Here is a 24,248-nt window from a genome sequence, read left to right on the forward strand (position 1 = left end):
TAGCAATCTCCCTATGTGCATAAAGTATTACAAGCATACTAGGGAGGTTTTTTTATGAAAATACGTTCAGCGATTCAGGATGATTTTGAAACAATTTTTTCATTCTTAGGACAAGCAGGGTTATCTACAAACGGACTTGAGGAGCAACAAGAAGCTTTTTTCATAATGGAAGATGAGTTTGGGAAAGCACAAGCTGTAATAGGATATGAACAAGATGGAGAAGAAGCGTTATTAAGATCACTAGTAGTTGCACCTACCATTTACTCACATCATATGGTACTCTTTTTACAAAGTGTTCTTGAAAAACTAAAAGATGAAATGATTAGTAAAGTATATTTATTAACAAGGCAGCATGTAGTTCAAGACTTATTCCTTTTACTAGGTTTTGGGCAAGTCGAACAGGAAAATGTTTCAAACAGTATTAAAGAAATGAAGCATTACCAAACTACTATTACGAATGAAGAAGTATTAGTTTATCAAAAAGAACTATACACAAAGTTATCCACAAATTAGCAAGTTTTGTCCACAATTTGTGGATAAAACTTGCTTTTCATTCTTTGGATAATGTCTAAATTTGTAAAATATACACTATTATTCACTCTAGAGAGAGGTGCTACGTATGGAAACGAAAATATGGTATGTGGATAATCCTGTGAATAAAGAAGAAGTTTACCCACAGATTGTGGATGCAGCAAAAAATTTACAGTTAGGACAAGTTGTCGCTTTTCCAACAGAAACTGTTTATGGATTAGGGGCAAATGCTCTTTCGGATGAAGCGGTTCAACGAATCTTCCAAGCAAAAGGTAGACCAAGTGATAATCCCCTTATTGTACATATTGCCAACGAAGAACAGTTAGATCATCTAGTTGAAGAAATTCCGTTAAATGCAAAAAAACTCATGGATGCTTTTTGGCCAGGACCATTAACGTTAATTTTAAAAAGTAAAAAACATGTTTCAAAATATGTAACGGCAGGGTTATCCACTGTTGGAATAAGAATGCCTGATCATCCAGTTGCTTTAGCGTTAATTGAAGCTTGTAATTTGCCAATAGCAGCACCAAGTGCAAATACTTCAGGCAAACCTAGTCCAACGTCTGCTAAGCATGTATTTGAAGATTTAAATGGACAAATTGTAGGTATTGTAGATGGTGGTAGTACAGGAGTCGGATTGGAATCAACAGTTATTGACTGTTCCCAAGATATTTTTACAATATTAAGACCAGGTAGTATTACACCAGAAATGATCAAAGAAATAATTCCTACAGTGGAAGTAGATCCAGCAACAATGAAGGAGAATGAAGCACCAAAATCACCGGGGATGAAATATAAACATTATGCACCAGATGCTCAAATGCATCTTGTAAATGGAAGTATTGAGTTTATGCACAAACTTATACACAATTCCAAAACAGAAGGAAAAAGAGTAGGGATATTAACAACGGAAGAAAATGCAACGAAATATGATGCAGATGTTGTTCTTACATGTGGAAAACGTAGTGACTTATCAACGGTAGCAGCAGCATTATATGATTGTATACGTCAATTTAATGAAGAACACGTTGATATCATTTATTGCGAAACTTTCCCTTATGAAGGTATTGGAATTGCCATTATGAATCGTCTGTGGAAAGCTTGTGGACATTCGGTTATACAGGAATAGAACGGGCTACTATTGTTTTCGTCTATAAACAAAGCCCAAAAACTTTATTTTCAGACAGGCGAAGTAACGAAGAAAGCGAGCGTTTGTCAACAGTCTGAAAAATTATATTAATTTCCCTCATATGATTTGTAGGACGTGCATATCTTTTAATAGCAAGTCCTAGGGGGGAAAGCATGAGTAGCTCGTTAATCAATGAACTAATTACATTAAGTATTATGGGATCTGCGCTAGGTTTAGATGCATTCTCAGTAGGGTTAGGAATGGGCGTTATCCAACTAAAATTTAAACAGATCATTCATATTGGCATTGTAATCGGACTATTTCATGTAATAATGCCCTTACTAGGAATGATCATTGGATATGAGTTATCCGAAAATCTAGGACGATTTGCTGTATTACTCGGCGGATTATTATTAATGGGAATAGGCTTTCACATGATTTATTCAACTTTATTTGGTAAAGAAGAAAATAAATATTCACCAACAGGAGTAGGTTTACTTCTTTTTGCATTTAGTGTAAGTGTGGACAGCTTTTCAGTTGGAATTAGCTTAGGAACATTCGGTGCTAAAACATGGCTAACCATTTTACTATTTGGTATTATTAGTACGATTTTAACTTGGGCAGGATTACTTTTAGGAAGAAGAGTAGAACAGGAACTCGGTAAATTTGGAGAACTATTAGGTGGTTCATTCTTATTGATTTTCGGTATAAAACTATTATTTTTTTCTTAAAAGATACATATGGTGAATAAGAGCTAAGGATGGAGAAAATTGGAGACAATTGCCCCATCCTTTTACTTTTTAGTAAAATAGATTAAATAAAACGTTCAGATAAATGAGGGTGAGGTATTAAGATGGAAAATATATTATTTGTTTGTACCGGAAATACATGTAGAAGCCCAATGGCAGAAGCGCTATTAAGACATCATGGGAATGAGCTCTATCAGGTCAAGTCTGCTGGAGTATTTGCTATGTCAGGCGACCCTGCCTCTCAAAATGCAATATTGGCACTAAAAAATAAAGGGATCGAAACAAAGCATTCCTCGCAGCAAATAAATGAAAATCTTTTAGAATGGTCTTCGAAAGTCTTATCAATGACATTGAGCCATAAACAAATGTTAGTTTCTAGGTTTCCTCAATATAAGGATAGAATCTTTACGTTTTATGAATATATAAACGGTCAAGCTAAAGATATTTCTGACCCGTATGGAGGGTCATTAACAACTTATGAAAATACTTTGACGGAATTAGAAGAGTTGGTAAAACAGATTGTACAGAAACCGAACGAATATTAATTTAAACAGTGATTGGATGTTAATTAGATGCCCTAAATCTGAACATAATAGTGTAAGATAGAAATTGAAGTTAATTCAATACAGAAGAAAATTCAATCAAAGAGATCAATACGGGGGTTATCTAATGAAAGTAGCAATAGCATCTGATCATGGTGGATTAAATATTCGTCAAGAAATCATGAATTTAATGGATGAAATGGGTATTGAATACGAAGATTATGGTTGTGAGTGTGGTACATCTGTAGACTACCCAGACTATGCATTCCCAGTTGCACAAAAAGTTGCAAATGGAGAAGTAGACCGTGGAATATTAATTTGTGGGACAGGAATTGGTATGTCAATTGCCGCAAATAAAGTTGAAGGAATTCGATGTGCATTAGTACATGATACTTTCAGTGCAAAAGCAACTCGTGAACATAATGATACGAATATTCTAGCTATGGGGGAACGAGTAATCGGACCTGGTTTGGCAAGAGATATTGCAAAAATATGGTTAACGACTGAGTTTGAAGGCGGTCGACATGAAAATCGAGTAAACAAAATTAAAGACTACGAAAAAAATCATCAATTATAAAACTTAAACAAGAAGCCGTTAATCCAAAACATAATGTGAAGATTATCGGCTTTTTTAATAATGAGTAATAGAATTTAGTGAATTATTCTACGAAAGGAGCAAAATAAATGAATGAAGAGTTAAAGTTAGTAGCCGGGCAAATAAAAACATTATTAAACGAGCTAAATGATCATGTAAGTTTTACAAGTGACCATGTTTTAGTAATTGGATGTAGCACTAGTGAGGTTAGTGGGCAAAGAATTGGAACTTCAGGAACAATAGAAGTAGCGGAAGTTTTATTTAATGAGATTAAGGCATTTCAAGATGAAACAGGAGTACAATTAGCATTTCAATGCTGTGAACATTTGAATAGAGCAATAGTTGTTCAAAGAAAGACGGCAAAAAGTTTACAACTCGACGAGGTAACTGTGATACCAGTTCGTACCGCAGGAGGAGCACTTGCTTCATACGCATTTAGACATATAGATGATGCTGTAATTGTTGAACACATTAAAGCGGATGCAGGAATTGATATTGGAGATACTTTAATCGGTATGCATTTAAAGCACGTAGCAGTTCCTTTAAGAACAAGTATTAAACAAGTTGGACAAGCTCATATAACGGCGGCAAAGACTCGTCCAAAGTTGATTGGTGGAGCACGTGCAGTTTACTCAATAGATGAAGACGTGAAATAAAGCGCTTTTTATTATAATAGAATAGTTAAATGTTGGTTTTTTGAAAGATATATCTTTCATTTTTAATGCAAAACATGGTAAAATAGAAAGGAATTCGGTCGTTTTATCGAATAATATAGTAAATTTATACTAGTAATGTTCGTGTTTTATAAAAAGGGGGATATAACTGTGGAAAATTTAAAAAAGCAAGATCCATCATTGTATGAGGCAATACAGTTAGAGTTAGGTAGACAACGTACTAAAATCGAGTTAATTGCTTCTGAAAACTTTGTTAGCGAAGCAGTAATGGAAGCCCAAGGTTCAGTATTAACAAATAAATATGCTGAAGGATATCCAAGTAAACGATACTATGGCGGATGTGAATATGTAGATATCACAGAGAACATTGCAAGAGACCGTGCAAAAGAAATTTTCGGAGCAGAACACGTAAATGTTCAACCTCATTCAGGTGCTCAAGCGAATATGGCAGTTTATTTCACTATTTTAAAACATGGTGATACAGTATTAGGTATGAATTTATCACATGGCGGTCATTTAACTCACGGAAGTCCAGTAAACTTCAGTGGGGTACAATATAACTTCGTTGAGTATGGAGTAGATCCAGAAACTCAAGTTATCAACTATGAAGATGTACTAGAAAAGGCTAAAGCACATAAGCCTAAATTAATTGTAGCTGGTGCAAGTGCTTATCCAAGAGCAATTGACTTTAAAAAATTCAGAGAAATTGCAGATGAAGTTGGAGCTTACTTAATGGTTGATATGGCACATATCGCTGGTTTAGTCGCAACAGGCCTTCATCAGAATCCAGTTCCATATGCTGATTTTGTTACAACAACTACTCATAAAACATTACGTGGACCACGTGGTGGTATGATTTTATGTAAAGAAGAATTTGCAAAAGCGATTGATAAATCAATCTTCCCTGGAATTCAAGGTGGACCATTAATGCACGTAATTGCAGCAAAAGCTGTAGCATTTGGAGAAGCATTACAAGAAGATTTTAAAAAGTATGCACAAGCGATCATCGATAACGCTGCTCGTTTAGCAGAAGCTTTAAAATCTCACGGCTTAAATTTAGTATCTGGTGGCACAGATAATCACTTAATTTTAATTGACGTACGTTCATTGGAATTAACTGGTAAAGTTGCTGAGCATGTATTAGATGAAGTTGGTATTACATGTAACAAAAATACAATTCCATTTGATCCAGCAAGTCCGTTTGTAACAAGTGGTATCCGTATCGGTACTGCTGCTGTAACTTCAAGAGGATTTACTTTAGAAGATATGGATGAAATTGCATCAATTATTGCTGAAACATTAAAAAACCACGAAAATCAAGAAGTACTAGAAGCATCTCGTAATCGAGTTAATGCTTTATCAAGCAAATACGAATTATATCCTACGTTATAATAAATAAAGTATAAAGTAAGCTATCTTTAGAACTGTATTTTCAACATTGAAGGTGCAGTAATACTAAAGATAGCTTTATTTTTATAAAAAGTTTGTGATTAAATTCACAAAAAGTTCATATAAACTTGTGAATAACTTCACATTTGCTATTTGAAATAGAGTACAATAATTCATGTAAACAGCAATTAAAAATTATCCAAACGGAGGCAAAAAATTATGTTTATTAATTTTTTAAGAACTAATAAAATTGCATCTGGTTTCTTAATTATTATTCGTCTTTATTTAGGTTATGAGTGGATCCATGCAGGTTGGGGTAAGTTATCAGCTGGCGGATTCGATGCTTCAGGATTTTTAGGATTTGCAGTTAAAAGTGCCTCAGGTGAACATCCAGCAGTTCAGGGCTGGTGGGCTGACTTCCTTACAAACTTTGCAATACCAAACATCGATTTATTTAACTTTTTAGTACCTATTGGAGAATTCGCAATCGGACTTGGACTTATTCTTGGATGTTTTACAAAAACAGCAATGTTCTTTGGTTTAATGATGAACTTCGCATTTATGTTTAGTGGTACAACTAGCACGAATCCACAAATGGTCTTATTAGGAATCTTTATAATCATTGCTGGTTCAAATGCAGGACGTATCGGATTAGATCATTATATTAGCAAGTTTACTAATAGAAAAACTTTTTTCACTCCAAAAGGATCAGACAATAATTTCAGTAAAGCATCTTAACTATACCACCAAAGAGGGAACCAATTGGTTCTCTCTTTGGTGTGTAAGAGAAAAACTTCTCTGACTTATAATAATGAAGAAGAGGAGTTTTTCTAATCAAAATGGGTCAAAATAGCAATTAGATTAGTAAAAAAAGGAAATATGGAGCTTTGTATGTAAAAAGATCTAAATTTATTCAAAGTGATTGTATGATGTGGCTTGAATTATTTAACCGCTTTCGGTATTCTTTTTAAGAATAATAAATTACTAAGTATTTGCAAGGAGCGATAAAAGTGAGTAAAGTATACGTTTTTGATCATCCGTTAATTCAGCATAAAGTTTCTTTAATTCGTAAAAAAGACACTGGAACAAAAGAATTTCGTGCACTAGTTGATGAGGTTGCAGGTTTAATGGCATTTGAAATCACACGCGATCTACCACTACAAGAAGTGGAAATCGAAACGCCAGTAGCAATTGCAAAGTCGAAAGTTATTGCTGGTAAAAAATTAGGCATTGTACCAATTTTACGTGCAGGTTTAGGGATGGTTGATGGCTTCCTTCAATTAGTCCCAGCAGCTAAAGTTGGACATGTTGGATTATACCGCGATCCAGAAACATTAAAACCGGTTGAATATTATGTTAAACTTCCTACGGATGTAGAAGAGCGTGACTTCATTGTAATTGATCCAATGCTTGCGACAGGTGGATCAGCAGTTGAAGCGATTAACTCTTTAAAAACACGAGGTGCTAAAAATATTAAGTTTATGTGCTTAATTGCAGCTCCAGAAGGTGTTGAAGTTTTACAAAAAGCACACCCAGATGTTGATATTTACATAGCTGCCCTTGATGAAAAATTAAACGATCATGGTTATATTGTTCCTGGTCTTGGTGACGCTGGAGATCGTTTATTCGGTACAAAGTAATTACATTTTTAAAGCTTTCCTAGCATAGGAGAGCTTTTTTTATTTAAAAGGGGTATAATAATTAAAAATTTGAACGTGAATTAAGGATTGGCAAGTTAAAGGGGATTAGGGAATGTCACTTGAAAAACAAAGGTTAATAATAGATGCAGCAAGACTATACTATGATTCTGACTTTAGTCAACAAGAGATAGCGACACAATTAGGAATCTCTCGTCCAACTGTATCTAGATTACTTCAACAAGCTAAGGAATTGGGATATGTACGCATTGAAATTATTGACCCCCTAGAAGGAAATCAAGATTTAGCCCGAGAGTTGAAGAAGAAATATAATTTACAATCTGTTGAAGTTTGCTATTCACCTATTGATGACTACAATGAAGTTTTGCAAACAATTACTAAAAAAGCTGCGGATGTGTTAGTAGATTTAGTCCATGATGGTGACGTTGTAGGGGTAACTTGGGGAACAACGATGTATCATATTGCAACGAAGTTAAGCAATAAACAAGTAAAGGGTGTAGAAGTAATACAGCTAAACGGTGGAGTAAGTTACTCTAAAACGAATACTTATGCATCTGAAACGGTAAATTTGTTTGCCGAAGCATTTAACACCGTTCCAAGATATTTACCACTACCGGTTATATTTGATAATCCACAAGTAAAACAAATGGTCGAGGAAGATCGCCATATTGGTCGACTAATCGCTTTGGGAAAACAATCTAATGTCGCAATTTTTACCGTAGGAACTGTTAAAAAAGATGCCCTGTTATTTAAAGTTGGCTACTTAAACGAGAAGGAAGAGACGGATTTACAAACATATGCCGTAGGAGACATTTGCTCACGCTTTTTTGATAAAGAAGGAAATATTTATTCTGAACTTCTTGATCGACGTACGATTGGAATTGAGTTAGATGAGCTAAGAAGTAAAGAAAAGTCAATTTTAGTTGCTGGTGGAGAAAGAAAAATAAACGCTATTCACGGTGCTTTAATGGGTAAATATGCAAACATACTAATAACCGATCAATTTACTGCAAAAAGATTGCTAGAACAGGAATAAGCAAGGGAGAGATTAAGTAACTAAAAGAATTTGTTCTTTTTCTATGTCATGTTCCCTACTAGTCAGCTTTTAAAAAATAGTAGTGACCCTTGAAATTGGATATTTTTACAATTAAAAAAGAGGTGTCTTTTGTGTCAGTTAATCTGACTTATGAGACAACCTCTCTTCTATTTAATAGGTAAAATTATCCTTGAACATAAGTTCAATTAGTGTTTTACAAAATTTCATAGCGATGTTATAGTATAGACATATTCAAAGTAACTTAGTAAATAAACATTTTTTTATACTAAAACCATTAAGGGAGCGACTATATATGAATTACGCAAAATTAGTAGACCACACATTATTACGAGCTGACGCAAAAAGAGAAGAAATTGCAAAACTAGCTGAGGAAGCAAAAGAATTTAGCTTTGCATCAGTTTGTATCAATCCTACTTGGGTTTCTTATGCAAGTGAATTATTAAAGGATTCTTCTGTAAAGGTTTGTACGGTAATTGGTTTCCCTCTAGGAGCAAACACTCCTGAAGTAAAAGCATTTGAAACGACAAACGCAATTGAAAATGGTGCCGAGGAAGTTGATATGGTTATCAATATTTCTGCATTAAAAGAAAAAAATGACGAATTAGTTGAAAGAGATGTACGTGCAGTTGTTGAAGCTGCTAAAGGCAAAGCTTTAGTAAAAGTAATAATTGAGACTTGTCTTTTAACTGACGAAGAAAAAGTTAGAGCGTGTGAATTATCAGTTAAAGCTGGTGCTGACTTTGTAAAAACATCAACAGGATTCTCAACTGGTGGAGCAACAGCAGAAGACGTTGCATTAATGCGTAAAACTGTTGGAGAAAACGTAGGCGTTAAAGCTTCTGGCGGTGTTCGTAACTTAAAAGATGTAGAAAATGTAGTAGCTGCTGGTGCAAACCGTATCGGAACAAGTTCAGGTGTTAAACTCGTTCAAGGTGAAGAAGCAAACACAGCTTATTAATTTCAAAATAATTTTAAAATAAAAAAAAGTGAGTGAGTTATTGCTCTTTAGCTCTTACGTTGGTAATATGGTAAAGCGAAGACAAAACTCACACACTTTAATCAAGAATTACCTAACAATTCGTTAAAGGGTGATAAATATGAATACACAATCATTAATCAACGAAGCTTTAAAGGCTCGTGAAAACGCATACGCTCCTTACTCAAAGTTTAAAGTAGGTGCAGCAATTTTATTGAATAACCAAACAGTCTACACAGGATGTAACGTTGAAAATGCTTCTTATGGACTAACAAATTGTGCAGAAAGAACTGCTATATTTAGTGCGGTAGCTGCGGGTAACGGATCAGCAAAGATCGAATCAATCGCAATAGTAGGGGATACTGAAGGCCCAATTTCACCATGTGGTGCATGTAGACAAGTTATCGCAGAATTTAGTGATGAAAATACAAAAGTATACTTAACTAACTTAAAAGGTGACATCGCTGAAACAACAGTTAAGGAATTACTTCCTGGATCATTTAGTTCAAAAGATTTACAAGGTTAATCCTTGTCTGACATCTAACTTCTATATGATGTCTGACATCCAACAAATAAAAAGTTGTGTTCGTTTTGAAAGCGCTTATATTAATTAAAAATAAATTTATTGGATTTTCGGGGGAGAAACATGAAATATATTATAGCTCTTGTTGGATTACTAGTTGTTTTCGGTCTAGCATTCATCGCTAGTAGTGATCGTAAAAACATTAAATATCGTCCAGTTGTAATCATGGTCGTTGTTCAAATCATTTTAGCGTTCTTATTATTAAATACAGAAGTAGGTTTAATTTTAATTAAAGGGATTTCTAACGGATTTGGAAAGTTATTAGAATACGCTGGTGAAGGTGTTAATTTCGTATTTGGTGGTATGGCAAATGAAGGTGCTTTCCCATTCTTCACAGGAGTATTATTACCAATCGTATTTATTTCTGCATTAATCGGTATTTTACAATTCACAAAGATTTTACCATTTTTTATTAAATACATTGGGTTAATCTTAAGCAAAATCAATGGTATGGGTAAATTAGAGTCTTACAATGCAGTAGCATCTGCAATTTTAGGACAATCTGAAGTATTTATTTCAGTAAAAAAACAATTAGGTCATTTACCAAAAAATCGTTTATATACTCTTTGTGCATCAGCAATGTCAACAGTATCTATGTCAATCGTAGGTGCATATATGACGATGGTTGAACCAAAATATGTAGTAACGGCAATTGTATTAAACTTATTTGGTGGATTTATTATTTCTTCAATTATTAATCCTTACACTGTTACACCTGAAGAAGATATCTTAACGGTACAAGAAGAAGAAAAACAAACATTCTTCGAGATGCTTGGTGAGTATATTTTAGATGGTTTCAAAGTAGCAATCATCGTTGCAGCAATGTTAATCGGTTTTGTTGCATTAATTGGTGCAATTAATAATATTTTTGATATGATTTTTGGAATCTCATTCCAAGGGATTTTAGGTTATGTTTTTGCTCCATTCGCTTTCATTATGGGTGTACCATTTAAAGAAGCGGTTGATGCAGGTAGTATTATGGCAACAAAACTTGTTTCAAATGAGTTCGTTGCAATGATGGATTTAGCAAAACATGGTAAAGAGTTCTCAACTCGTACATTAGGAATTGTGTCAGTTTTCCTTGTATCATTTGCTAACTTCTCATCAATTGGTATTATTGCAGGCGCGGTTAAAGGTTTACATGAGAAACAAGGTAATGTTGTCGCTCGTTTCGGTTTAAAATTATTATTTGGTGCAACATTAGTAAGTGTTTTAACGGCAATTATTGTAGGGATCGTTTTAAAATAATTTAATCCAAGCGTTTGACTTAGATCAAGCGCTTGTATTTTTTTTTCTAATCTTAAAGTAGGAGGGTTGAGTTAAAAAGTGAATTTTTAACAATTTTCTTTTTAACAAGTCACTATGGGAGCTGTAGGTTTACTTTTATCTGGTGCAACTCTATTTTTAAATAGTCTTGTTTTATTAAATAAAGCGAATGCAAAAAGTGCAGCTTTATTAAACTTATTTGTTGGTACATTACAAGTCCTTTTTCCTATCTACTTATTAATGCATTTAGGTGCTGGTAAGTGGGAATTATTTAATACGGCAAGTATTTTCTTTTTTGGTATTACTTATTTATATAATGGATTTACAAATCTTAAAGGTTTTAATGGAACAGGCTTAGGCTGGTTCTCACTTTGGGTATCCATCATGTCTGTACTTTGGGCTTTCGTGAACTTCGCTATTATTCATGATGTTGTAAGTGGACTATTATGGGTTATGTGGGCATATTTATGGTATCTATTCTTTGCTGGCCTAGTATTAGGTAAGAAAATAGAACGATACACTGGAATCGTTGCAATGATACAATCTTGGACTACAATTACTCTTCCTGCATTTTTTATGCTTTTAGGGATTTGGCAGGAGACGGTAATTTCAAATGCATGGATCGTAGTTTTAGGAGCTTCTATTTTGTATTTTGTCATACATGAGATTAAAGCGTATGTTACAAATAAAAGATTCCAGTTGTTTAACCAACCTGAATTAAAAAATTAATGATAATACAAAAAGACTAACTTTTTAGGTAAGCTTAATGCTTTACCTAGAGTTAGTCTTTTTTTATTTTTGAAAACTTTGTAGGTTCTAGAGAAAATTACCTTTTTATACATGAATGAACGATTAGTGAGAAAGCTAAAAAGAAAATATCTTATAAAAAGGAGAACCTGCATTGAATGAAAAATTACTTTCTTAAAATAATTATTTGTTTAGTTTTTTTACTATTTCCATTTAAAGATGTATATGTAAATGCACATGAACAACAAAAACAAGTAGCTTTAATTTCGGTTAAAGATGGAATGATTACACAGGCGATAAAATATATTGCTGAACGTTTCCCTAATGTAACCGTAAGACAACAATACACTGAGACGTATTATGGTTTTTCTGTATCGGGTTCTCTTGAAGAGTTATCACAGTTAGCTAAAATGCCGTTAGTAAATGATATGCACTTTGTTACAACTTATAGAGCTCATTTAGAAGATAGTATCCCTTTTATTGGAGCGGACGAAGCTCAATTATATAAGGATCAAAGGGGAAGAAAGATTACTGGTGAAGGCGTTAAGGTAGGAGTAATCGATACTGGTGTAGATTACAGGCATCCTGATTTGAAATCAAATTATGGTGGCGGTTACGATACAATTGATTTAGATAAAGATCCAATGGAGACTAAACTTGAAGAAAAAAGCACATTTCATGGTACCCATGTAGCTGGTGTAATAGCGGCAAATGGAAAAAGAAAAGGTGTAGCCCCTAAAGCTACAATCTATGCATACCGTGCTCTTGGCCCTGGTGGCGTTGGTACATCTGAAACTGTTATGGCTGCAATTGAGCGAGCAGTGAAGGATAAAGTAGATATTATTAATTTATCGCTAGGAAATGATGTCAACGGACCAGACTGGCCGACAAGTATTGCGTTAGATAAGGCAGTAGAGAAGGGTGTACTTGCAATTACGGCTGCTGGAAACTCTGGACCAGGACTATGGACTGTTGGGTCTCCCGCTACTGCATCAAAGGCTTTAACAGTTGGTGCGAGCTATCCACCTGTTCTTTTCCCATCTATCCACGTGAAAAATAAAGAGACAATTATTAGTCCTATGATTGGATCTGCTAAATGGGGTAAAGGTTTAAATGGGCGATTTGTATTTAAGAAATATGGAGAAAAGCGTGATTTAAAAAGAGTAAAAGACAAAATTGTCTTGCTTGAAAGAGGAAAAATCACATTCACTGATAAAGTAAAAAATGCTCAAGATGCTGGTGCTAAGGCGGTTATTGTCTTTAATAATATTGATGGAAATTTCATCGGACAAATTAAAGGGAAATTTACTGTTCCAGCTGCGACTATCTCAAGAAAAGAAGGCTTAATGATTAAGAAAATCATTGAGAAAAGTAAAGTGGAAGCTAAGACTGGACATGAAAAGAAGGTTGATATACTTGCGGATTTCAGCTCTAGAGGGCCGGTAACAGGTACTTGGCAAATGAAGCCGGATTTATTAGCTCCAGGTGTACAAATAAAAAGTACAATTCCGGGTGGGTATTTAGCGCTTCAAGGAACGAGTATGGCAAGTCCACATGTTGCCGGAGCAGCTGCTCTAGTAAGACAACTGCACCCAGATTGGAGTATGGATGATTTAAAAAGTGTGCTAGTCAATACAGCAACACCATTATATAAGAATAATAAAAAGATGTATCATGCGTACGAACAAGGGGCTGGAAGATTAGATATTGAAAAGGCACTTGAGACTGAGACAACATTATTCCCTACGTCTTTATCTTTAGGAGTAACTAGAAAAACCGATTTACAAATTAAGAAAGATTTTGTCGTAAGAATATCGAATAAATCAAATATGCCAAAACAAGTTACGGCTATAAATAATCAGCCAGCCACAGGAATACAATGGGTATTACCGAAGCCTTTTACAATTCCAGCACACACTAGCAAAAAGATTAATCTTACTGCAACAGTTGATACGAAAGTATTAAGAGATGGATTTTATGATGGGGCAATAACGTTCAGCACAAATGATGATGAAAATTTAAGAATGCCGTTTTTATTATTACAAGGAGAACCGAATTTTCCGTCAGTAATGGGATTTCACTTTGGAAGAGTGAAAGGTAAAAATCGCTATAAATATGAACTCTATTTACCAAGTAAGGTTGAGGAATACAAAATTGCTGTTTTTGAATCAGAAACATTCCGATTGTTAGGTGTAATTGATGAGCAGGAGAACAGTAAGAGGGGGATTATCAAAAAGGAATTAGTTTTAAAAGATTTTCCTAAAAGTGGAATTTATAAGTTTGTGATATTTTATAAACGTAAACAATATGAAAGTGCAACGGAATCTTACGTCAATGTCGCTAAAATTTATGTTGAAGACTAAAAATTGGTAAGTATTTTTTAATAGTTTTTTAATTTAGGTAATTGACACATTTTTGTAACATATTGTATGCTTAACATGAATGTTTAAAAGGGTTTTCAATGTATGTAAATACTATGTTATTAAAATTTTTTGAACGTTTTGTGAACAATTTGTGAACGTTTTCAATGTTTAGAGATTTTAGCAGATATTTGTTGTAGAATTAACCATGATAAGACTTTTGGCAATTTTTTGGAGAATGAAAATTGACATGGAGGGATTTTGTATGAAAAACAACAATCAACATCCTCTTAAAGCAATGGCACTCATGTCTTCCATTCTAGCTCAGCTTGTCGGTTCTATTCTCATAGGCATCTTTTTAGGAAGATGGATTGATTCATTTTTTAATTGGCCAGTACCAGTATTTATGATCATCTTTTTACTGTTAGGATTATTTACTGGAATCTACGGCACGCTTAAATTAGTTAAGCAATTCACACCAGGGGACTAGTTACATGCAAAAAGATAATTTTAGACGATTCACACGAGATATGTTGTATATTATTGCTTTAGCTGTTTTAGGTTGGGCATTTACCGACTATAAAACAATATTCACAGGCTATATTCTCGGAACAGTAACTAGCTTTTATTGTATATGGATTCTACACAGAAAGATAAATACCTTCTTTGACCGAGTTTTAAAGCAACAAAAAGTTCGATCTTTAGGTACTGTAATTTGTCTTTCAGCGGTGGCTCTAGCTATGGTCATCGCGCTTCGGTATGAAAATTTTGTGAGCATACCGGCACTAACTGCGGGACTAATGACAGGACACCTTGTCATTATGATACATTTTGCATTACAACAAACGTCTTTTGCAAGGAAGAGAGGTGAATAAATTGGAACACGGCACTTATGGTTTTAAATTTATTGGTTTAGATTTTACGTTAACAAATGTTCTAATGACTACCATTGCTGCAGTAATCGTCTTTATCATCGCAGTTACATGCGCAAGAAGTCTACAAATACGCCCATCAGGAAAGCAAAACTTTTTAGAGTGGGTTATAGATTTCGTTAAAGGCATTATCAACAGTACAATGGATTGGGAAACTGGTGGTCGCTTCCTTACACTAGGTGTGACATTACTTATGTACATATTTGTTTCAAATATGTTAGGTCTACCATTCGATATCTCATTTGATGGAAACTCAGTTTGGAAATCACCTACATCAGACCCAGTCATTACTTTATCATTAGCAATCTTTATAGTTGGTTTATCACATTATTATGGTATTAAGATGCGCGGTTTTGGAGCGTATGGTAAAACATTCTTCCAACCAATGCCATTCTTATTCCCATTAAAAATTATTGAGGAATTAGCAAACACATTAACGCTAGGTCTTCGACTTTACGGTAACATTTACGCGGGGGAAATCTTACTAGGTTTACTTGCAACAATGGGTACACATGCTTATGCAGCAAGCGCAGGAGAAGGCGTTCTTTGGACAATTGCAGCGGCAATACCAATGATCGTATGGCAGGGATTCTCTGTATTCGTTGGTTCAATCCAAGCGTTTATCTTCGTAATGTTAACAATGGTTTACTTGTCACATAAAGTGGCGGACGAGCATTAATCTGCTCATTAAAATTGGTAGTTAGATAAAAATTATAAAAAAAAATATATTTCTTATGATTAAGAAGGAGGAAATTTAAAATGGCTTTAATCGCAGCGGCAATCGCAATAGGTTTAGGTGCACTAGGTGCAGGTATTGGTAACGGTTTAATTGTATCACGTACAGTAGAAGGTGTTGCTCGTCAACCAGAATTACGTTCAACTCTTCAAACTTTAATGTTCATCGGGGTTGCATTAGTTGAGGCACTTCCAATCATCGCGGTAGTTATCGCATTCATGGCATTTGGTAAAGCTTAAGATTTATACAAGTAGTTAAAAAATGGCGAAGTTTGTGTTCACATTTACTTCGCCATTCCTTTATGACACTTTTGTTGTAAAGATTGAATTTTGAATTTAAAGCAAAGGTCGGTAAGAGTCCTAAGCTTTGTTATAAAAAAGAAAAATTATTAAAAGATACCCTCGAAGGGAGTGAAGGCTTGTGTTAAACGGTTCATTATTCGTAATCGGTGAAGCAAACGGACATGGTATACCTTGGGGCGATGTAGCGTTTCAATTAGTAATCTTCTTAATCCTACTTGCTTTATTACGTAAGTATGCATTAGGACCTGTAATGGGAATTATGAAACAACGTGAAGATCACATCGCTAATCAATTAGACTCAGCTGAGAAAAACAACGCTGATGCAATGAAACTAGTTGAAGAGCAAAAGCAAGAGTTAGTTGCTGCTCGAACTGAAGCTCGTGAGCTTCTTGAGAAAGCTAGAAAGCAAGCTGATGTACAACGTGAAGAAATCGTTGCAGCAGCAAAAGCAGAAGCTGAAAACTTGAAAGAAAGTGCTAAACGTGAAATTACACGTGAAAAAGAGCTTGCAGTACAATCAGTTCAACAACAAGTGGCTTCATTATCTGTATTAATTGCTTCTAAAGTACTTGAAAAAGAAGTGAAGTCTGAAGACCAATCTGCTATTTTTGATCAATATCTTAAAGAAGTAGGCGAAGCTAAATGAGTAACGAATTAGTTGCAAAACGCTACGCAAACGCTCTTTTTGAATTAGCAACTGAACAAAATTTAGTAGAAACTGTTGAACATGACTTACAAGTTGTGAAAAAGGAGTATGTAGGAAACTTAGAATTAAATAAGTTTTTACAACACCCTGGTATCACAAAAGAAAGCAAAAAGTCTGTCTTAAATGACACGTTTGCTTCAATCTCTGAAACGGTATTAAATCTAGTATGTTTATTAGTCGATCGTGGGCGAATGAGCACTATTTCTAACTTAGTAACTGAATATGTAAAAATTGCGAATGAAACTCGTAATATTGCAGATGCAACAGTTTACTCTGTAACGGAAATGTCTTCTGAAGAACTAGATAAAATTGGAGCGTTATTCGCTTCTAAATTAGGTAAAAACTCAATACGTTTGAAAAACGAAATTGACCCATCTTTAATTGGTGGTTATAAAGTTCGTGTTGGAAACCGTATTTTTGACGGCAGTTTAAAAAATAAACTTGTTCGAATTGAACGTGAATTAATCGCAAAATAGTTTGTAGATAGGGGTGAAATGCATGAGCATCAAAGCTGAAGAAATCAGTGCGCTGATTAAAAAGCAAATCGAAAATTACCAAACTGAAATAGAAGTTAGTGATGTTGGTACAGTTATCCAAGTTGGTGACGGTATCGCTCGTGCTCATGGTCTTGACCAATGTATGTCTGGAGAGCTAGTTGAGTTCTCTAACGGCGTTATGGGACTAGCACAAAACTTAGAAGAAAACAACGTAGGTATTATCATCTTAGGACCTTACACAGGCATTAAAGAAGGCGACGAAGTTCGTCGTACTGGACGCATCATGCAAGTTCCAGTTGGTGAAGCATTAGTAGGACGTGTAGTAAACTCATTAGGTCTACCAGTTGATGGTTTAGGCCCAATCGAAACGACAAAATCTCGTCCAATTGAAAATGCTGCTCCAGGTGTAATGGCACGTAAATCAGTACATGAGCCATTACAAACAGGTATCAAAGCGATCGACGCTCTTGTACCAATCGGACGTGGACAACGTGAGTTAATCATCGGTGACCGTCAAACTGGTAAAACAGCTGTTGCTATCGATACAATCCTTAACCAAGCTGACCAAAACATGATCTGTATCTATGTTGCAATCGGTCAAAAAGAATCAACAGTTCGTGGACTTGTTGAAACTTTACGTAAGCATGGCGCATTAGATTACACAATCGTTGTAACTGCACCTGCTTCATCTCCAGCTCCAATGTTATACTTAGCTCCTTTCGCTGGTGTAACGATGGGTGAAGAGTTTATGTACAATGGTAAACACGTATTAGTAGTATACGATGATTTATCAAAACAAGCGGTAGCTTACCGTGAGCTTTCATTACTATTAAAACGTCCTCCAGGTCGTGAAGCATATCCAGGGGATGTATTCTACTTACACTCTCGCTTATTAGAGCGTGCAGCTAAGTTAAATGATGAGTTAGGTGGCGGTTCATTAACTGCATTACCATTCATCGAAACACAAGCTGGTGATATCTCAGCTTATATTCCAACAAACGTAATCTCGATTACTGACGGACAAATCTTCTTACAGTCTGACTTATTCTTCTCTGGCGTACGTCCAGCGATCAATGCAGGTCTTTCTGTATCACGTGTTGGTGGTTCAGCGCAAACTAAAGCGATGAAATCAGTAGCAGGTACTCTACGTCTTGACTTAGCGTCATTCCGTGAGCTTGAAGCATTTGCTGCGTTCGGTTCTGACTTAGATAAAGCAACTCAAGCTAAACTTAACCGTGGTGCTCGTACAGTTGAAATCCTTAAACAAGGTTTACACAAACCGTTAAAAGTAGAAAAACAAGTAACTTCTTTATATGCGTTAACACGTGGTCACTTAGACAGCGTAGCAGTTGAAGACATTACTCGTTTTGAAGAAGAAATGTTAGCTTGGATGGACGTTAACGCAAAAGGTCTTTTAGATGCTATTCGTGATACTGGTAAATTACCAAACGAAGCTGACCTTGACGCTGCAATTACAAGCTTTAAAAAGAACTTTATTGCTTCTAAATAAGAAGGCGATTTAAATATCTGGATTTGAAGGATCGGGCTCTAGCTCGTCCTTCATTTAACTGTTTACCAAAAGGTGGTGAAAACCTGTGGCATCATTACGCGATATAAAAACAAAAATTAATTCAACAAAAAAGACAAGCCAAATCACAAAAGCGATGGAGATGGTATCTGCTGCGAAATTAAACCGTGCTGAGCAAAACTCTAAGCAATTCGTTCCTTACATGGAAAAAATGCAAGAGGTAGTTGGTAGCGTGGCAAAAGGCGTAAACAGTAGACATCCGATGCTAGTAACTCGTCCAGTTAAAAAGACTGGTTACATTGTCATCACTTCTGACCGTGGTTTAGCGGGTGCATTTAATAGTAACGTATTACGTGCGGTAACAAATACAATTAAAGAGCGTCATAAATCAAATGATGAATTTGCAATTATTGTACTAGGTCGAGTTGGACGTGACTACTTTAAGCGTTTAGGTTACCCAATCGTTGAAGAGGTTCTTGGGCTTCCAGATCAACCTTTATTCGATGATATTCAAAAATTTGCTAATCGTACAGTTCAAATGTATACAGACGGCATTTTTGATGAGCTTTACTTATCATATAATCATTTCGTAAGTAAGATTTCTCAAGAAGTTACTGAGAAAAAGCTATTACCTTTAACAGATATTGACACAGGTAAGGCAACAACTAATTACGAATTTGAACCATCTGATGATGAAATCTTAGAAGTGTTACTGCCTCAATATGCAGAAAGCTTAATCTTTGGTGCATTATTAGACAGTAAAGCTAGTGAACACGCTTCACGTATGACAGCGATGAAAAGTGCAACTGATAATGCGAAAGAAGTTATTAGTAAGCTTACTCTTCACTATAACCGTGCGCGTCAAGCAGCAATTACACAAGAAATTACTGAAATCGTCGGTGGAGCAGCAGCACTTGGCTAATCTGCTTACAACGGCTATATAAATTGAACGGCTTTTAATGAAACAATGCTAGGAGGAAAAGCGATGAGCAATGGTATTATTACTCAGGTATTAGGTCCAGTAGTAGACGTAAAGTTCGAAAACGGCCAATTACCACAAATATATAATGCGTTACGTGTTCGTAAAGAAGCGGGCGACGCAAACGAAGTAAACATTGATTTAACATTAGAAGTTGCTCTTCACTTAGGTGACGATACTGTTCGTACAGTTGCAATGGCTTCAACTGATGGATTAGTACGTGGAATGGAAGCAGTTAACACAGGGAAACCAATTTCGGTTCCAGTTGGAGACGCTACATTAGGACGCGTATTTAATGTGTTAGGTGATAACATTGACTTAGACGAAGAACTTGGAGAAGACGTACGTCGCGACCCAATTCACCGTCAAGCACCTAAATTTGAAGAATTAACTACAAAAGTAGAAATCCTTGAAACTGGTATCAAAGTAGTAGACTTATTAGCTCCTTACATCAAAGGTGGTAAAATCGGTCTATTCGGTGGTGCGGGTGTAGGTAAAACTGTATTAATTCAAGAATTAATTAACAACATCGCACAAGAGCACGGCGGTATCTCAGTATTCGCTGGTGTAGGTGAGCGTACTCGTGAAGGTAACGACTTATACCACGAAATGAGCGACTCTGGTGTTATCAAGAAAACAGCGATGGTATTCGGACAAATGAACGAGCCACCTGGTGCACGTCAACGTGTTGCCTTAACTGGTTTAACAATGGCTGAATATTTCCGTGATGAGCAAGGACAAGACGTGTTATTCTTCATCGATAACATCTTCCGTTTCACTCAAGCAGGTTCTGAGGTTTCTGCCCTATTAGGTCGTATGCCTTCTGCGGTAGGTTACCAACCAACTCTTGCTACTGAAATGGGTCAATTACAAGAGCGTATCACTTCAACAAACAAAGGTTCTGTAACTTCGATTCAAGCGATTTACGTTCCTGCCGATGACTATACGGATCCAGCACCAGCTACAGCGTTCGCTCACTTAGATGCAACAACTAACTTAGAGCGTCGTTTATCTGAGATGGGTATTTACCCAGCGGTAGATCCATTAGCATCTACATCTCGTGCATTAAACCCAGAAATCGTTGGTGAAGAGCACTATGAAGTAGCTCGTCAAGTACAATCAACTTTACAACGTTATAGAGAACTTCAAGATATCATCGCAATCTTAGGTATGGATGAGTTATCAGAAGAAGATAAATTAGTCGTAGCTCGTGCTCGTCGTATTCAATTCTTCTTATCTCAAAACTTCCACGTTGCGGAGCAATTCACAGGACAAAAAGGTTCTTACGTACCAGTTAAAGAAACTGTTAGTGGATTCAAAGAGATCTTAGAAGGTAAATATGATACTCTTCCTGAAGATGCATTCCGTCTTGTTGGACGCATTGAAGAAGTAGTAGAAAAAGCAAAAACATTAGTATAATAATTGTCTAATCGAAAGGCTTGTTCATCATTCTATTTGAATGAACTTGATTAGCTCACGAAGCTAGACAGGAGGAGTTCACTATGAAGACAATGAAAGTCAGTATCGTCACTCCGAATGGACCGGCTTATGAAGGCGAAACAGAATTCGTTAGCACGAAAGCAACTAGCGGTGAGCTAGGTATTTTACCTGGACACATTTCAACTGTGGCACCGTTAGCAACAGCACCTGTTAAAATTAAATCACCAGCTGGAACTTATTACGTTGCAGTTAGTGGCGGATTCATTGAAATTCGACCTGAAGCCGTTACAATATTGGCTCAATCTGCTGAAGCATCAACTGAAATCGACGTTGAGCGCGCAGTAGAAGCAAAAAAACGTGCAGAAAAACGTCTACAAGAAAGACGACCTGACACAGATATCAAACGTGCAGAACTTGCTTTACACAAAGCAATGAACCGTTTAAACGTAGCACAATATAAGTAATTAAAAATAGAGCCCTTTTTGGGGCTCTTTTTTTGTTGGATGGGAGTGGGGTTGGGTGGGGTCGTTAGTAGGATGATGGGTGCAATTAAGGATAATGAAAGTGCAAATAACTAGGTTGAGCGTGCAAATAAATTTAATTAAGTGAAGGAAAAACTGATCGGTGTAAATAAAATCATGAGTATCGACATTAACTCAAACAAGTGCGCAAATAAATTATGAAAACCGCAAATAAAATTGAAGAATCACAATTAAAAATTGAAAATAGCAATTAAAAATGGTAAACCGCAAATAAATTTTGTGAATCACAAATAAAAAAGCAAAATAGCAATTATTTATAAGGAAATCGCTATATAAAGTAGAAGAATCGCAAATAAAGTACATTACCATTTAAAATTAATCAAAAATTTTCCTTGTAGATTATTATTTTGACTAGATTTAGTACGATATTTCAAGAAAATTAATTAAAATAAGGCAATATTGCTTTAAAACATATAAAAAAACTGAAGAATAGATACCAATTCACTTTAACTTTTCACAATCAAGATTAGGAGGTGACACGGAAATTATGTCGAACTTTATCATAAAATAAAAAAGAGGTGATTAAATGATTTTGAAAGAAAGAACTGTTCCATTGACTATTAGGAAACTTGAAGCTCTACTTAGAAGATTACCCAAAGAACACAACCAAAGATTAAGAATAGAGGATGATTTTGCAAAATTTAAAGCGGGGTTTCATGGTGAAAAATCACTAGATTATCATTTGAGTTTTTTCAATAAAGAACGGTATATTATAATTCAAGATTTAAGATTGTTAGACAACGAAAAACGGTTTTTTCAAATCGATACAATAATTCTTTCACCAAGCTTTATTTTAATTATTGAAGTGAAGAATTTAGTTGGAATACTTTACTTTGATCAAAGTTTCAATCAACTTATTCGAATGAATGAGGGAAAGGAAGAAGCTTTCATGAACCCAATTATTCAAGTTGAGCGGCAAAAACGGCAACTTCGAAGTTGGTTAGAGCAAAATAAGTTTATGAATTACCCAATAATTCCATGGGTTGTATTAAGTAATTCTAAATCGATCATAAAAGCATCATCTAATGTAATACAGATTGCTAACACGGTTATTCATTCAGATTCACTCTACAGAAAACTTGAGGAATTAGAAAAAAAGTTGCATATAAACATTTTCACATCTAAAGAAATTCGTAAGTTAGCAAAGCTCTTAATAAAACAAAATCAACTACTAGATCAAAATATACTCGAGAAATACAATATATCTAAAAATGAATTATTGACTGGCGTAATTTGTGACAACTGTAAATTGTATTCTATGTTCAGAACTAAGGGTTCTTGGTATTGCCCGCAATGCTTCAACGTTTCAAAAGATGCTCATTTACATTCGTTATATGATTTTTATTTATTAATTGGAAATACCATTAAAAATAGCCAACTTCGCGAATTCCTACATATAACTTCAATATACTCAGCTTCAAGACTCCTCCGTAAACTAAACCTACCATCATCAGGAACAAAAAAAGACAAAACACACTATTTAGACGAGTTGTCACAGCAATCCTCTTTTTAGTTTAATTCCAATCCCGCTGTTGTTAAAACACCATTTCTTGAAATTTTTAAAAGGTATTCTGCCATGTGTTTTTTTGTGTATGGCATGTCATTTTCAACCCAAAATGAAATTACGCTGAGGGTTGCGCCTGATATATAGCTTATTAGTAGGTCACCTGGTACAAGGTATTTATTCTTCTTTGGTTGTATGAATGCAATGCCTTTTTCGAACGTTGTTGATAATACTTCGTAAAGTTTTCTTCTAAAAATATTTGGTCCTTGTCGTTTTAGTAGGACTTTGTAGAAGTAACTGTTTTTTTCGATATGTTCGAATAGGTGGAAGTAGGATTTTAAGGCCATTTCATCGAGTGAGTTTGGGTTTCCGTCATAGTTACTAAAATCTACATTTTTCATGGCGCTGTCCAAATCAACTAGTTTTTCTCTAACGATTTGGCGGATCATTTGGTATTTGTCTTCGTAATGGCTATAAAAGGTTGCTCTGTTAACATTTGCTTTTTTAGTTATATCTTGTACACTAATCGCTTCAAATTCTTTATCTGATAGTAACGTAATTAATGCATCTTGTAAAAGTTGTCTAGTGCGAATGACACGAGGGTCAAGATTATTTTTTATGCTCATTTTAAAACTCCTTTATTAAATAACTTTAAGAAATCAAACAGTTAATGATAGTAGTGTTGCTTAAACAACAATTTTTTAATTATTAACGGTTGAGTACGTTTATAAATCAATTATAATTAAAAACTATGAGAAGTAAAACGACAATGTGTTGCTTTACTTTTGTTACCTATATAGAGAAACGATTAAAAATTTAGGAGGAA

Annotated in this window: 27 protein-coding genes; 26 read left to right on the forward strand and 1 reads right to left on the reverse strand. The window is 35.1% G+C overall.

Features of this window, described 5'->3' with window-relative positions; all coding sequences use genetic code 11:
* Window positions 1-54: 54 nt before the first annotated feature.
* The 26 genes from COE53_RS02495 to COE53_RS02620 all read left to right on the forward strand — a co-directional run bounded on the left by COE53_RS02495 (window position 55) and on the right by COE53_RS02620 (window position 23,431).
* Window positions 55-513 (forward strand): GNAT family N-acetyltransferase, encoded by a 459-nt coding sequence (locus COE53_RS02495; protein ID WP_025569174.1) that lies wholly within the window; start codon window positions 55-57, stop codon window positions 511-513.
* A gap of 106 nt (window positions 514-619) precedes the next feature.
* Entirely contained in the window at window positions 620-1,660 is a 1,041-nt protein-coding gene (locus COE53_RS02500) for an L-threonylcarbamoyladenylate synthase (RefSeq protein WP_069033731.1), read from the forward strand.
* 173 nt (window positions 1,661-1,833) lie between these two features.
* Window positions 1,834-2,391, forward strand: a complete 558-nt coding sequence (locus COE53_RS02505) for a manganese efflux pump MntP (RefSeq protein ID WP_029715294.1) — start codon at window positions 1,834-1,836, stop codon at window positions 2,389-2,391.
* 122 nt (window positions 2,392-2,513) lie between these two features.
* Window positions 2,514-2,954, forward strand: a complete 441-nt coding sequence (locus tag COE53_RS02510) for a low molecular weight protein arginine phosphatase (protein WP_025568583.1) — start codon at window positions 2,514-2,516, stop codon at window positions 2,952-2,954.
* Between the two features lie 124 nt (window positions 2,955-3,078).
* Window positions 3,079-3,528, forward strand: coding sequence for a ribose 5-phosphate isomerase B (gene rpiB, locus COE53_RS02515; protein ID WP_025568584.1), 450 nt, complete (start codon window positions 3,079-3,081; stop codon window positions 3,526-3,528).
* 107 nt (window positions 3,529-3,635) lie between these two features.
* Window positions 3,636-4,202 (forward strand): TIGR01440 family protein, encoded by a 567-nt coding sequence (locus COE53_RS02520; RefSeq protein ID WP_025568585.1) that lies wholly within the window; start codon window positions 3,636-3,638, stop codon window positions 4,200-4,202.
* Window positions 4,203-4,370: 168 nt separating this feature from the next.
* Window positions 4,371-5,612 carry a serine hydroxymethyltransferase gene (gene glyA / locus COE53_RS02525; RefSeq protein ID WP_142350389.1) on the forward strand — a complete coding sequence of 414 codons (1,242 nt, stop codon included), beginning with the start codon at window positions 4,371-4,373 and terminating at the stop codon, window positions 5,610-5,612.
* A 216-nt stretch (window positions 5,613-5,828) separates the two neighbouring features.
* Window positions 5,829-6,347 carry a DoxX family protein gene (locus COE53_RS02530; RefSeq protein WP_025568587.1) on the forward strand — a complete coding sequence of 173 codons (519 nt, stop codon included), beginning with the start codon at window positions 5,829-5,831 and terminating at the stop codon, window positions 6,345-6,347.
* A gap of 272 nt (window positions 6,348-6,619) precedes the next feature.
* On the forward strand, window positions 6,620-7,249 hold the full coding sequence (gene upp / locus COE53_RS02535) for a uracil phosphoribosyltransferase (RefSeq protein ID WP_025568588.1): 630 nt from the start codon (window positions 6,620-6,622) through the stop codon (window positions 7,247-7,249).
* A gap of 112 nt (window positions 7,250-7,361) precedes the next feature.
* A complete protein-coding gene (locus COE53_RS02540) occupies window positions 7,362-8,303 on the forward strand; it encodes a DNA-binding transcriptional repressor DeoR (protein ID WP_025568589.1) in 942 nt (313 codons plus the stop codon).
* A gap of 313 nt (window positions 8,304-8,616) precedes the next feature.
* Window positions 8,617-9,282, forward strand: coding sequence for a deoxyribose-phosphate aldolase (gene deoC / locus COE53_RS02545; RefSeq protein WP_025568590.1), 666 nt, complete (start codon window positions 8,617-8,619; stop codon window positions 9,280-9,282).
* Window positions 9,283-9,421: 139 nt separating this feature from the next.
* Entirely contained in the window at window positions 9,422-9,826 is a 405-nt protein-coding gene (locus tag COE53_RS02550; protein WP_069033737.1) for a cytidine deaminase, read from the forward strand.
* Between the two features lie 120 nt (window positions 9,827-9,946).
* Window positions 9,947-11,131 (forward strand): NupC/NupG family nucleoside CNT transporter, encoded by a 1,185-nt coding sequence (locus tag COE53_RS02555; RefSeq protein ID WP_025568592.1) that lies wholly within the window; start codon window positions 9,947-9,949, stop codon window positions 11,129-11,131.
* 114 nt (window positions 11,132-11,245) lie between these two features.
* Window positions 11,246-11,878 (forward strand): AmiS/UreI family transporter, encoded by a 633-nt coding sequence (locus COE53_RS02560; RefSeq protein WP_025568593.1) that lies wholly within the window; start codon window positions 11,246-11,248, stop codon window positions 11,876-11,878.
* A gap of 176 nt (window positions 11,879-12,054) precedes the next feature.
* Window positions 12,055-14,259 carry a S8 family serine peptidase gene (locus COE53_RS02565; RefSeq protein WP_091024584.1) on the forward strand — a complete coding sequence of 735 codons (2,205 nt, stop codon included), beginning with the start codon at window positions 12,055-12,057 and terminating at the stop codon, window positions 14,257-14,259.
* Between the two features lie 262 nt (window positions 14,260-14,521).
* Window positions 14,522-14,746: an AtpZ/AtpI family protein gene (locus COE53_RS02570; protein ID WP_025568596.1), complete on the forward strand. Its 225-nt coding sequence runs from the start codon at window positions 14,522-14,524 to the stop codon at window positions 14,744-14,746.
* Between the two features lie 4 nt (window positions 14,747-14,750).
* On the forward strand, window positions 14,751-15,131 hold the full coding sequence (locus tag COE53_RS02575; protein ID WP_025568597.1) for an ATP synthase subunit I: 381 nt from the start codon (window positions 14,751-14,753) through the stop codon (window positions 15,129-15,131).
* A 64-nt stretch (window positions 15,132-15,195) separates the two neighbouring features.
* Entirely contained in the window at window positions 15,196-15,867 is a 672-nt protein-coding gene (gene atpB / locus COE53_RS02580) for a F0F1 ATP synthase subunit A (protein WP_439097782.1), read from the forward strand.
* An 80-nt stretch (window positions 15,868-15,947) separates the two neighbouring features.
* Complete coding sequence (gene atpE, locus COE53_RS02585; RefSeq protein ID WP_025568599.1) at window positions 15,948-16,163, forward strand: F0F1 ATP synthase subunit C; 216 nt, start codon at window positions 15,948-15,950, stop codon at window positions 16,161-16,163.
* 205 nt (window positions 16,164-16,368) lie between these two features.
* Complete coding sequence (gene atpF / locus COE53_RS02590; RefSeq protein ID WP_029715296.1) at window positions 16,369-16,872, forward strand: F0F1 ATP synthase subunit B; 504 nt, start codon at window positions 16,369-16,371, stop codon at window positions 16,870-16,872.
* The gene (locus tag COE53_RS02595) at window positions 16,869-17,408 is read left to right on the forward strand and encodes a F0F1 ATP synthase subunit delta (protein WP_025568601.1); all 540 of its coding nucleotides are present in this window, start codon (window positions 16,869-16,871) and stop codon (window positions 17,406-17,408) included. Before atpF ends, COE53_RS02595 begins: the two co-directional genes overlap by 4 nt.
* A gap of 22 nt (window positions 17,409-17,430) precedes the next feature.
* Window positions 17,431-18,939, forward strand: coding sequence for a F0F1 ATP synthase subunit alpha (atpA, locus tag COE53_RS02600; RefSeq protein WP_025568602.1), 1,509 nt, complete (start codon window positions 17,431-17,433; stop codon window positions 18,937-18,939).
* Window positions 18,940-19,024: 85 nt separating this feature from the next.
* Entirely contained in the window at window positions 19,025-19,879 is an 855-nt protein-coding gene (gene atpG / locus COE53_RS02605; protein WP_025568603.1) for an ATP synthase F1 subunit gamma, read from the forward strand.
* A gap of 63 nt (window positions 19,880-19,942) precedes the next feature.
* Entirely contained in the window at window positions 19,943-21,355 is a 1,413-nt protein-coding gene (atpD, locus tag COE53_RS02610) for a F0F1 ATP synthase subunit beta (protein WP_025568604.1), read from the forward strand.
* An 83-nt stretch (window positions 21,356-21,438) separates the two neighbouring features.
* The gene (locus COE53_RS02615) at window positions 21,439-21,840 is read left to right on the forward strand and encodes a F0F1 ATP synthase subunit epsilon (RefSeq protein ID WP_098947394.1); all 402 of its coding nucleotides are present in this window, start codon (window positions 21,439-21,441) and stop codon (window positions 21,838-21,840) included.
* A gap of 604 nt (window positions 21,841-22,444) precedes the next feature.
* Window positions 22,445-23,431, forward strand: coding sequence for a nuclease-related domain-containing protein (locus COE53_RS02620; protein ID WP_091024586.1), 987 nt, complete (start codon window positions 22,445-22,447; stop codon window positions 23,429-23,431).
* Here the strand turns inward: COE53_RS02620 and COE53_RS02625 are convergent.
* Window positions 23,428-24,048 (reverse strand): TetR/AcrR family transcriptional regulator, encoded by a 621-nt coding sequence (locus tag COE53_RS02625; protein ID WP_025568608.1) that lies wholly within the window; start codon window positions 24,046-24,048, stop codon window positions 23,428-23,430. The genes COE53_RS02620 and COE53_RS02625 overlap by 4 nt on opposite strands.
* Window positions 24,049-24,248 lie beyond the last annotated feature (200 nt).

The sequence above is a fragment of the Bacillus sp. AFS029533 genome (assembly GCF_002585125.1).
Taxonomy (GTDB): domain Bacteria; phylum Bacillota; class Bacilli; order Bacillales; family Bacillaceae_G; genus Gottfriedia; species Gottfriedia luciferensis_B.